Origin of the sequence: Pseudomonas sp. 21615526 (assembly GCF_013386245.1) — a bacterium.
GTDB lineage: Bacteria > Pseudomonadota > Gammaproteobacteria > Pseudomonadales > Pseudomonadaceae > Aquipseudomonas.
Genome location: NZ_JACAOM010000049.1, coordinates 10,091 through 20,541, shown reverse-complemented (window position 1 = coordinate 20,541; position 10,451 = coordinate 10,091). Strand labels below are relative to the sequence as shown.

Sequence of the window (10,451 nt, the reverse complement as noted above, 5' to 3'; positions counted from 1 at the left end):
GCGTGGGTAACCTGGCAGGACGCCGGGTTAGCCGTCCTGGGCCAGGGATGGCCCATGACGGCGGCCCACGGTCCAAAGCCGGAGTGCGGGCACACCGAGCCTAAGCGAGGTGCCGAGTGGTGGGGCAAGAGCGTTTTGCTTACTTTTGCGCTGTTCAAAAGTGAGCCGCTGTAAGAGCGGAACCGATATAAGCCATCACCCAAATAATGGATATGCCCCCGATCCAAATCCCCCCCTCAACTGTTAAGCCTCTCCTGCCGCACGCCGCGCATCGGCCTCACCTCATCCCCCAAACAACGCCGACAACTATAAACCCCCAACACCACCGGCTTTTTCTGCGCCCCACGCTCCACCCAGGTCGGCGCAACAAACCGATACCCCTGGCCCGTCGCCGTCGCGATATACACCGAATCATCATCCCCCAACGCCCGGCGGATCGCCTTGATCTGCGCCCGCAGGTTGCACTCTTCCACCACCAACCGTGGCCAGGCGATGTCCAGCAATTGGGTCTTCTCCAACAGCTCACCAGGCCGCGAAGCGAGGGCAATCAGCAACGTCAGGGCCCTACTCCCCAGGCTCACCGGCTCACCGTTTTTCAGCAGCAGATGACGTCGGGGCAGCAGTCGATAAGGGCCAAAGTGGATTTCAATAGCGCTGTCTTCAAGGTGGCCGCGGTGTGAATACGTCATGTGATTAACCTTTGTGCATGTTCAAAAACACAACCTCGCGCGGCTCCCTTCGCGCAAGGCTGCAAGGGAAGGTCAGGTGTTGATCGCCGGGATCGGGTCTTCAGGATAATCACCCGGCTCCGTAGGCCCGCCAGTCAAGCCGTATTGCTTGAGCACCGGCGCAAGCTGGCCATAGAACGCGTCCTGCGCCTTGCCATGGGCATCAGCCAGGGCGAAGGGCAGGAACGCGCTGCCGATCCCGCCAAGGATCGCCGTTGCCCCGCCGAGGATCCCGCTGATGGTCCCGGCCACCGCGCCGATTTCCGTGGCCCCGTACAACCCGGCCCCGGCTTCCACCAACCCGGCCACCGCCGCACCCGTACCCAGCACGCCGGTGGCAACCGAGAAACTGCCGCTCAAGTAGTCGCCTTTTTTCAACGAGTCGACACCGCCAATCACCCCGATCACACCGCCGATAATCCCGCCCGCCGAGCCAATGATCTTGCCGGCCGCGCCGAGGTTGGCGATTTGCTGCGGGCTCAACGGGCCCTTGCCCACCGGTACCTTGCCGGGGAAATCACCAATGGTGCCGCCATCCGGGCGGTTGACCCAGGTGATGCCGTAACCTGCTTCCTTGGCGTATTTGGTGCCGCCCTCCATCAACAGCCCGGCAAATTGCAGCCCGGCGGATACCCGGTTCGCGTCCGCCACCGGCGTGTTGCTGCCGCTGGCCGAACGGGCCATCAGCACGCCGCTCATCAGCACCGCACTGCCGATGTGCAGCAGGCCTTGCTTGAATGCCGGGCTGACGTCGCCGAACTTCATGCCTTCGATGGCCTTGGGCAGTGCGTCGGCGATCTTGTTGCCCTGGCGCCCGATGTCCCATACCGAACGCAGCATCGACACCACTTGCGCCGGGTCGATCTTGCCGCCATCCGAGGTGACGAACATCTCTGGGTCTTTTTGCTGGGCGTCGTTGATCGCGGCAGTGACCTTGGCTTCGTCGAAGTTGCCCTTGCCGTCCCCCAGGGTGATGTTCAGGGTGTCGGTGGTGGCGCCGCCGAGCAGGGCGTCGCCAAGGGCTTCGTTGAAATTCACCTGCAAGGTGGCGGCGTCATCCGCCGAGGCCTTGTCGCCGAGGAAGGCCTGGGCCGAGGCCGTGCTGGCGGCGAAGCTGCTGGCCGCCACGGTCGGGTCCATGCCGCCGGCCACCGCGTCGGTAAAGGCCTTGCCGGTCACCAGTTGGTTTTTGTAGTACTGCTGGATGTTGTCGCTTTGCCCGGCCTTGTCGGCGATACCGGTCAGGTCCACATGGCCGTTGCCCCCCAGCGCCAGGTTGGCGATGGTCGTATCGTTGGCCGCGTTTTGCAGGCCCATGCCCATGTCGATCTGCTTGCCGTTCTGGTCCTTGGCGTTGAGATTGTCGGTGAGGTTTTTGCCGGTCTCGATGTCGTCGGTGTAGTAGTTCTGCATCGCGACTTTCATCGCCGGGTTGCTGTCGACGATGTCGGCCAGTGCCGGGCCGCGATTGTTTTGCAGGAAGCCTTGCACGTCCGGGTCGGCCGAGAGGGTTTCGATGCCGCTTTGCAGCTGTGCCTTGATTTTGTCTTCGTTGGGGTTGAGGCCGTAGTGGGGCGAGGTGTACTTGTCCATCAACCCGGCGTGGGGCACGTAGTCGCTGACCAGCAGGCGGGTTTGTGCATCGGTCAACTGCACCAGCACCGCGGCTTTCTGTTCGCCGCTGTAGTTCTGCGGGTTGGCCAGGATGTCGGCGGTCAGGCCCGAGGTGTCGACGCCGGCGACGGCATCACGAGTGGCGGCACCGTCGAGGAAGGTCAGGGTGTCGCTGTCGGTTTTCGGTGCCTGTTTTTCGAGCCAGGCGCCGATGTTGTCGCGGGTGCCGATGCCGTCCGACTTGCCGGTGGCGGGGTTGTCGCCGCCGGTTTCCAGGGCGTGGAACATCCCGGGTCTGGACCACATGGCCGCCGCGCCGGTCAGCTCGGTGCTCAGGGCCGAATCGCTGCCCAAGGCTTGCAGGTTGTCGCTGCGCAGCATGCCGTCGTTGCTGCGCTGGTTGGCGTCACCGGGGCGCATCGCCGGACCTGCGCCAGCGGCCAGGCTCTCATTGGCCATCAGGATTGCCGCCGACTTGGCATTCGCCTTGGCCAGGTCACCGGGTTTGCTGCCGAGGAAACTGCCATAGGATTTCGACGCGGCGCCGAGGTCCTTGCCGGCGTTGTCGATGAAATGGTCGACATCGGAATGGGTGATCACATTGTCGGCCTTGCCACGCCCGCCGGTATCCAGCGCGGCCATCAGGCTCGGGCTGCTGGCCACGTACTTGAGTACGGCCTGGGCCTCGGGGGGGAGTGTCGTGGGTGGGTTGGCGAAGTCGATCGGCGCGCCATGCAGGCCCCAGGCGTCCCAGTTTTGCGAGAGCAATTGCGCGGCCGCCTTGGGCCGGTTCAGGTCGAGTTCTTCCTTGGTCGGCGTGCCGCTGGTGTTGCCGGTGATGGTGTCCCAGTCCTTGGCACCCGACACGCCAAACGATGAGGTGTCGATCCAGGACGTGTCCGAGGCGCCCGCCGCGCCGATGCTGCCGGCATACAGTTTGGCCACCTGGTCGTACAGCGCGGGGGTGATGTCCTGGGACACGATCACCTTGTCGCCCGATGCCGTGGTATAGCGAATCAGGCCCGGGCCGACTTCTTCGGGCGGGCCTATATTCGCTGCCGGGTCCATGGTTTCCGTGGGGCCGGCCAGGCGGTAGCCCTCGGCCTGGCTGGCATTGATCGCAAAGAGCTTGGCCGAGTCGCCGCTGACCTGGGCGAACAGCGCGGGTGTTTCCTTCTGGCTGACCACGATTTTGTCGCCGGCACTGGTCTCGTAGCGGATCAGTCCGGGGCCCAACTCCGTGGTACTGCCGATCGCCTTGTAGTTGCCCAGGCCAGGCGCCACGGTGCTGGCGTCTGCCTCCTTGTAGCCGGCGCCTTTGCTGTCGGCCAGATTCTTCTCAAGGGTCGCGTCGCTTTGCTGTGCGTTGTACTGGTTGACCAATTGCTCAAACAGCCTGGGGTTGTCGATCTGCTTGAGGGTCACCGGTTTGTCGCTGCCCAGCGGGGTGTAGGTGATGCTGTTGTTCACCGGTGCCTGCACGTTCTGGTACGGCAGCGGAATGGACGGCCCGCGGATTTTCGAGGGGTCGAATACCGGCTTGTCGACGGCGGTGAACAGGGCTTTTTCGAACGTGCTCCGGGAGCCATCCGGGCCTTTGTTGTCGGCAGGGTCAAGGCCATTCGGGATCGCAGTCATAGATCACCTGGAAGTTGTTTTATATCAGTCGATATTTAGTGCAAGTGCACTAACTGGGGCGGGCGAAAGTTGCGAAGTGTTATTGGGTTAACCCGCGCCGAGCTATCAAACGCGATGATCAAGTCGGTTTTGTTACAAATGGAAATATCTGCAAAGTTGGGCAAATGGCTATTAGTTAAAAGTGTGAAGTTGTCGTGTTTATTTTCTGGAATTGTTGAGTGATCAACGTTTTTACCCAGGGGTAACGGGCTCGTAAATTGTTCGAGTTGGTTCGTTTTTCAGGTTTTGCCCCCCCGTAAACATTGGGTCTCGTCGTGTATTGGTTTTTTAACAAAAGTTCCACGCCCGCGCGGCGATGAGATTTTCTCAACGGCACGTTGAGCCGGATTTTTCACAGCACCTGCCATGAACGTTTCACAAGCTTTCACAGCGAAGGCGTTTTGTTCGTGAGTAGTATGGTTCCCATGCAAACCGACGGCTGCATTGCCAACTCACTGTCTGACGCTGGGAGTTTGTTTCGGTTTGCATGCGGCTTAACTTCCCTATCGATGCAAGGAGATTGAACATGGCTACTACTCCACCAGTAAGTGCAGGCGGCGCCGACGACGCTATCGCGAAGATGGAAGCAACTTTCAACATGGCCATCGAGAAGTCGGCCAAGATCACCGAGATCAGCACCGCGAAAAAAGCAGAGCTCGACGCCACCAAACAGCGTCCGCAGAACTGATTCGCCATGCGGGCAGCGCCGGCGCTGCCCGTATACCTGCCTTACCCCGTTGCACCGTTGTTGATCGGCACAGGCGTCGTTGCGGCCTGTGATTCTCAAGGGGGCAAACCCAACCATGACAGCCTTGATTTCCCTGGGCCTGCCCGCCGCGAACGGCGCGCCGACCCTGCTTGTGACCCACGGTTTGCACCAGGGCAGTTCCCTGATGCTCGACCAGCCGGTCTACACCCTTGGCGCCGCCCTGGCGGCCGACCTCCAGCTCAGCGATCCCGGGATTGCCGAGTTGCACCTGCGCCTGCGTTTTGAAGGGGCCCAGGTGGCCGTCGAGGCCCTCGGCGGCGATGTACTGATCACCGGCACTGCCGGCGATATCCGTATTCCCCAAGGCAGCGGCCATCGCGCGCGGCTGCCGCTGCAACTGCGTATCGGCACGGCGGGTGTGAGCCTGGCGCTGCCGGGCAGCCCTGAAAAAATCCCTGCGACGACACGCACGTTAACGCCCTGGATCATCGCCACCGCGTTGCTCTTTGTGTGCGCTGGCGCCCTGGCATTTCGCAACGATCCACCGCAAGCGCAAACCGTAATGCCGGTTGCCGAAACAACCGCAGCCAAGCCTTCCCGTGCCGAGGCCAAGGCCTGGTTCGAAGGGCAATTGCAGGCCGCCCACCTGGACGCCGTGAAGGTCAACGACATCGATGGCCAACTCAACGCCGTCGGCTCCTTTGAGCGCGCGCAAAAGCCTCAATGGGTCGCCCTGCAACAAGCCTTCGACCAGCGTTACGGCCAGCAGATCGTGCTCAACCCGCGGGTCGCCGTGCGTGCAGATGCGGCCCGGCCAAGGGTGCGCTTTCAAGCCGTGTGGTTCGGCGCCAACCCCTACGTGATCAATGACAGCGGCAAGCGCCTGTACCCCGGCGCGGCCCTGGCGGACAACTGGGTACTGGAGCGCATCGAGAACAACCAGGTGATCCTCGCCCGTGGCGAAGAACGCTTCACCTTCACCCTATGACGCTGCTTTTTTCAGCTAAGGCCCCGGGATGAAAGTCGAACCCCGTCCGTTGATTCCCAGTGACGTGCGCAGCGCGCCGGTCGATGCGATCCGCCCGGTCAACTCGCGCCAGGCCACGGCTTTCGAAGCGTTGCTGAAAACCCGCAAGGTCCAGTCCCGCCGCTCCCTGCGCAGTGACCTGGAAGAACTCACCAGCGCCGCTGGCGTCGACTCGCTGCTGTTCGGCAGCGCACGTTCCCTGGAGCTGCTGGAACACGTGATGCAGCACCTGTTGCCGAACCTCGACGCCGAGCCGCAGATCAAGGCGCTGGCCCATGACCTGATCAGCGAGGAAATCGAGATGCGCCGCACCCTCGAACAACAACGCTCGGAGGTCCAGGCCTGATGCCCCGGGACAACGACGACGCGGTGCAATTGCTCAAGGGCATTGGCGAGCTGTACCGGCGCAACGGCCAGTCCCAGCGCGCGCTGGTGATGTTGCTGATTGCCGTGAGTGTCGCGCCCGACGATGGCCTGCTGCTGCGCTCGCTGGTGCTGGCGTTCACCGACAGCGGCGACTTCACCCGCGCACTCGCGGCCCTGGATCGGCTGGTCGCGCTGGAGGGTGAGTCTGCCAGCCTGTTGCTGCTGCGTGCCCGGGCGCTGTGGTACGGCGAACGCAAGGACGAAGCGCGCCAGTGTTTCAAACGCTACCTCGCTGCACGGAGAGCCGCGCCATGAACCTGCTCAATCGCCTGAACGGCATCGCGCGCATGGCCGCCCAGCGTACCGACGTGATCATCGTCGCGTTCATGCTGATGGCGATCGTGATGATGATCATCCCGCTGCCTACCTACCTGGTGGACATGCTGATCGGCTTGAACATCGCCCTGAGCATCCTGATCCTGATCGTGGCGTTCTACATCGGCCACTCGGTGGAATTCTCCGCGCTGCCGCCGCTGATCCTGCTCAGCACCCTGTTTCGCCTGTCGCTTTCGATCACCACCACCCGCTTGATTCTGCTGCACGGCGACGCCGGCCATATCGTCAAGGCCTTCGGTGACTTCGTGATTGCCGGCCAGGTGGTGGTGGGCATGGTGGTGTTCCTGATCATCACCGTGGCGCAGTTCGTGGTGATCACCAAGGGCGCCGAGCGGGTCGCGGAAGTGGCGGCGCGCTTCACCCTGGATGCGATGCCCGGCAAACAGATGAGCATCGACAACGACCTGCGCAACGGCGATATCGACCAGGCCGAAGCCCGCCGCCGGCGCTCACGCCTGGAGCGCGAGAGCCAGATGTTCGGCGCGATGGACGGGGCGATGAAGTTCGTCAAGGGCGATGCGATTGCCGGGTTGGTGATCCTCGCGGTCAACCTGCTGGGCGGCATGCTGATCGGCATGATCGAGCGCGACATGGCCTTCGGCGCGGCGGTGCACACCTATTCGCTGCTGACCGTGGGCGACGGTTTGATCGCACAGATCCCGGCGCTGCTTATCTCGGTAGCGGCGGGCACCGTGGTGACGCGGGTCAACAGCGACGGCGAAGCGGGTGACCTCGGCAGCGAGATTCTCAAGCAGTTGGGTGCCAGCTACCGCGCCCTCGGTTTGACCGCACTGATCATGGTCGGCGTCAGCGTGATACCGGGCTTTCCGACCTGGGTGTTCCTCGGGTTGTCGCTGGTGTTCGGTGGTGCGGCCTTCGTGATGTACCGTCGCCATACCCGTGAAAACCAGGTAGAGCCTGAAGCGCTGGTCGAGACCCTGGAACCGGTGGTTGAAGTGCAGGCCGAGCAGGATTATGGCGTGGCCCCCGACACTCGGGTATTGCTGACCCTCGGCAGTGCGTTGGCCCTCAGCGCCCCGCGCCAGCTACTGAGCCAACGCATCGAAGCGCTGTGTCACGACATTCGCAGCGACCTCGGCGTCGATATGCCGGTGCCGGGCATTCACATGGACGCCAAGGCCACGCCGGGCAGCTACCGCGTGTCACTGGAAGGCGTACCCGTCAGCGAAGGCGAAATGCCGATCAACTGCCTGCTGTTGCAGGACGATCCGGTGCATGTGCAGTTGCTGGACATCGCCACCCTGCAAGCCGATTCGCCCCTCAACGGTCGTGCCGCGCACTGGATCGAGCGTCAGCATGAAGACGCACTGCGCAGCGCCGGCATCGGTTTCCTGCTGCCGGACGAAGTCCTGCGTGGTGTGCTGGAACGCAGCCTGCGCCGCTATGCCGCGGACTTCCTCGGCATCCAGGAAACCCGCCTGCTGCTCGAACGCACCGAAGCCACCTACGGCGAACTGGTCAAGGAAGCCCTGCGCCTGGTGCCGTTGCAGCGGGTGGCCGAGACCCTGCGCCTGCTGGTGGGAGAGGGCGTGTCGATCCGCAATCAGCGGGCCTTGCTCGAAGCCATGGTGGAGTGGGGCGCCCGGGAAACCGATGCCGGCCGCCTGGCCGAACACCTGCGTGCAGGGTTGGCGCGGCAGATCAGCCATCAGTACGCCGACCGCAATCGGGTGATTGGCGCCCTGGTGCTGGCGCCGGGATTGGAAGACCAGTTGCGTGCATCCCTGCGTCGCCAGGAGCCCAGCCGTGAAGTGATCCCCGAGGAAGTCAACCGCGCGTTGCTCGCCCAACTGCGCCAGGCCTGCGACAAAACCACTGAAGCCAACAGTGCGGTATTGCTGGTGCACCCGGAACTGCGCCGCAGCCTGCGGCGCCTGGTGCTGCGCGGTGAACTGGAGCTGGCGGTGTTGTCGTTTCGCGAACTGGCCACCGAATACAACCTGCAAGCGCTGGTGACCATCAGCCTTACCGATATCTCCAACCGCCGTGCACCTGCCGCGGCTTCCGTCACTTCCCTGGCGTCTGCCTCATGATCCGTTTTTGTCTGCTATTGCTGACGTTGACCTCGTTTTTCTGCAGTGCCCAGGACATCGCCAACGGTGCCCAGGGGTCTATCAACCTGGCCTCCGGTGAAGGCCGGATCCTGCATTTTGTGGCCCCGGTGGAGTCGGTACTGGTGGCCGAGCCGGGGATTGCCGACCTGCAAGTGGTGTCGCCCGGGGTGATCTATATCTTCGGCAAGGCGCCGGGCAATACCAGCCTGATTGCCCTTGGCAGCGACGGCAAACAGCTTGCCAGCCTGAGCCTGGCGGTCAGTAGCGCGACCCAGGCAGTGACCGCGCCGATGCAGGAATTGCATCCCGGCAATGGCGCGCAGATCAGCGGTGCCGGTAACCGATTGATCGCCAAGGGCACGGTGCGTTCGGTTGGAGAAGCGACGGATTTGAATGCCTTGCTCAACCCACAGGGCCAGGGCTTCCAGAGCGCGGTCAACACCACTGAGTACGCCGGTGCAGCCCAGGTCAACTTGCGTGTGCGCTTCGCTGAAGTGTCCCGCTCGGAACTGCTGCATTACGGGGTTAACTGGAACGCCATGTTCAGCAACGGCACGTTCTCCTTTGGCCTGATCACCGGCGGACCGCTGGCAGCCGCCACCGCCGGTGGCCTGGCGGCGGCGGGCAGCGGCTCGGGCAATACCAATATCGACGGCATGCTCGACGCGTTGCAGGCCAACGGGATCCTGCAAATCCTGGCCGAGCCGAACATCACCGCCATGACCGGGCAAACCGCGAGCTTCCTGGCGGGCGGCGAAGTGGCGATCCCGGTGCCGGTGAATCGGGACCTGGTGGGGATCGAATACAAGTCGTTCGGCGTGTCGCTGCTGTTCAACCCGACGCTGTTGCCCAACGGCCGGATCGCCCTGCAAGTGCGCCCGGAGGTCAGCAGTGTGGTGAGTGGCGGCACGGTGGATTTTGGCAATTTCCATGTGCCGTCGTTCAGCGTGCGCCGCGCCGATACGCGGGTGGAAGTGGGCAGCGGGCAGACGTTTGCGATTGCCGGTTTGTTCCAGCGTGAGAGCAGCCAGGACATCGAGAAGCTGCCGTTGCTGGGGGACTTGCCGATCCTGGGCAACCTGTTTCGCTCCAAGCGTTTTCAGCGCAATGAAACCGAGTTGGTGATTTTGATTACGCCGTACCTGGTGGAGCCGGTGCGCAGTCGCACCCTGGCCACGCCGCTGGATGCACAGCCTGCGACCGCCGCAGCGGCGGGGCCGCGCAGTGGTGGGGCGTTTGGTTTCTACATGAATTGATGAGGGGGCATGGCATGAAAGTTTCGCGTTTGTTGATGTGTTTGCCCCTGTTGGTGGTGGGCTGCAAGACGCATCTGGCGCCGGTGTATTACTCGCCGCAGTATCAGGCGGACGGGGTGCCAAGCCAGTGCCAGCAGCCGCCGGCCAAGGACGAGATTGGACTGGACGAGGATTTCAAGGCGACCTTGCCGCTGGGCTGTGCCAACAATTTGAATTTGATGCAGATGGTGGAGCAGCGCCAGGATTTGAATCAGGGGCGGGCGACGGGGCCTGCGATGGCCGCACCGGTTGGGCGGGCGGCGCAGGTGTATATCGAGGGGTTTGATCGGGAGCAGTTGCAGCGGCGTCAGGCTCAGCAAGAGGCCAAGGCGGGCGCTCCGGGAGCGGAGCAATGAACCTGCGTTCACATGTCCTCTGTGGGAGCTGGCTTGCCTGCGATAGCGGTATTCCAGACCCAGCAGATCCATCTGTAACACCACCATCCAAATGTGGGAGCGGGCTTGCTCGCGAAAGCGGACTGGTAGGCGACCGGGATCTTGAAGCTTACCGCGTACATATCCATTCCTGCGGTAACGGCCACTTAGGGTTCCGCTCTTACAGCGG

9 protein-coding genes are annotated in these 10,451 nt (G+C 63.0%); 7 read left to right on the top strand and 2 right to left on the bottom strand.

Translation table 11 applies throughout. The annotated features are described in order from the left end of the window. Nucleotides 1-236: 236 nt before the first annotated feature. Both HX786_RS15460 and HX786_RS15455 read right to left on the bottom strand, forming a co-directional pair. Nucleotides 237-689, bottom strand: coding sequence for a winged helix-turn-helix domain-containing protein (locus tag HX786_RS15460; protein WP_178912303.1), 453 nt, complete (start codon nt 687-689; stop codon nt 237-239). A 72-nt stretch (nt 690-761) separates the two neighbouring features. Next, complete coding sequence (locus HX786_RS15455) at nt 762-3,980, bottom strand: type III effector HrpK domain-containing protein (RefSeq protein WP_178912302.1); 3,219 nt, start codon at nt 3,978-3,980, stop codon at nt 762-764. Between the two features lie 565 nt (nt 3,981-4,545). Between HX786_RS15455 and HX786_RS15450 the strand changes: the two genes are divergently transcribed. The 7 genes from HX786_RS15450 (at nt 4,546) to HX786_RS15420 (ending at nt 10,243) form a co-directional block, all read left to right on the top strand. Further along, nucleotides 4,546-4,707 (top strand): hypothetical protein, encoded by a 162-nt coding sequence (locus HX786_RS15450; RefSeq protein WP_003207273.1) that lies wholly within the window; start codon nt 4,546-4,548, stop codon nt 4,705-4,707. A gap of 115 nt (nt 4,708-4,822) precedes the next feature. Beyond that, a complete protein-coding gene (locus HX786_RS15445; RefSeq protein ID WP_102606208.1) occupies nt 4,823-5,716 on the top strand; it encodes an FHA domain-containing protein in 894 nt (297 codons plus the stop codon). 28 nt (nt 5,717-5,744) lie between these two features. Beyond that, complete coding sequence (locus HX786_RS15440) at nt 5,745-6,101, top strand: hypothetical protein (protein WP_177009712.1); 357 nt, start codon at nt 5,745-5,747, stop codon at nt 6,099-6,101. Then, a complete protein-coding gene (locus HX786_RS15435; protein ID WP_003207267.1) occupies nt 6,101-6,436 on the top strand; it encodes a lipopolysaccharide assembly protein LapB in 336 nt (111 codons plus the stop codon). The genes HX786_RS15440 and HX786_RS15435 overlap by 1 nt, the downstream gene beginning before the upstream one ends. Continuing rightward, nucleotides 6,433-8,571 (top strand): type III secretion system export apparatus subunit SctV, encoded by a 2,139-nt coding sequence (gene sctV, locus HX786_RS15430; RefSeq protein WP_134326974.1) that lies wholly within the window; start codon nt 6,433-6,435, stop codon nt 8,569-8,571. Before HX786_RS15435 ends, sctV begins: the two co-directional genes overlap by 4 nt. Next, nucleotides 8,568-9,848 carry a type II and III secretion system protein family protein gene (locus HX786_RS15425; protein ID WP_008433173.1) on the top strand — a complete coding sequence of 427 codons (1,281 nt, stop codon included), beginning with the start codon at nt 8,568-8,570 and terminating at the stop codon, nt 9,846-9,848. Before sctV ends, HX786_RS15425 begins: the two co-directional genes overlap by 4 nt. A gap of 14 nt (nt 9,849-9,862) precedes the next feature. After that, a complete protein-coding gene (locus tag HX786_RS15420) occupies nt 9,863-10,243 on the top strand; it encodes a hypothetical protein (protein WP_003207261.1) in 381 nt (126 codons plus the stop codon). Nucleotides 10,244-10,451: the final 208 nt, after the last annotated feature.

Bases quoted from the DNA above. Each gene is read 5' to 3' on its own strand.
- HX786_RS15460 (WP_178912303.1), bottom strand. From the start codon at position 689: ATGACGTATTCACACCGCGGCCACCTTGAAGACAGCGCTATTGAAATC.
- HX786_RS15455 (WP_178912302.1), bottom strand. From the start codon at position 3,980: ATGACTGCGATCCCGAATGGCCTTGACCCTGCCGACAACAAAGGCCCG.
- HX786_RS15450 (WP_003207273.1), top strand. From the start codon at position 4,546: ATGGCTACTACTCCACCAGTAAGTGCAGGCGGCGCCGACGACGCTATC.
- HX786_RS15445 (WP_102606208.1), top strand. From the start codon at position 4,823: ATGACAGCCTTGATTTCCCTGGGCCTGCCCGCCGCGAACGGCGCGCCG.
- HX786_RS15440 (WP_177009712.1), top strand. From the start codon at position 5,745: ATGAAAGTCGAACCCCGTCCGTTGATTCCCAGTGACGTGCGCAGCGCG.
- HX786_RS15435 (WP_003207267.1), top strand. From the start codon at position 6,101: ATGCCCCGGGACAACGACGACGCGGTGCAATTGCTCAAGGGCATTGGC.
- sctV (WP_134326974.1), top strand. From the start codon at position 6,433: ATGAACCTGCTCAATCGCCTGAACGGCATCGCGCGCATGGCCGCCCAG.
- HX786_RS15425 (WP_008433173.1), top strand. From the start codon at position 8,568: ATGATCCGTTTTTGTCTGCTATTGCTGACGTTGACCTCGTTTTTCTGC.
- HX786_RS15420 (WP_003207261.1), top strand. From the start codon at position 9,863: ATGAAAGTTTCGCGTTTGTTGATGTGTTTGCCCCTGTTGGTGGTGGGC.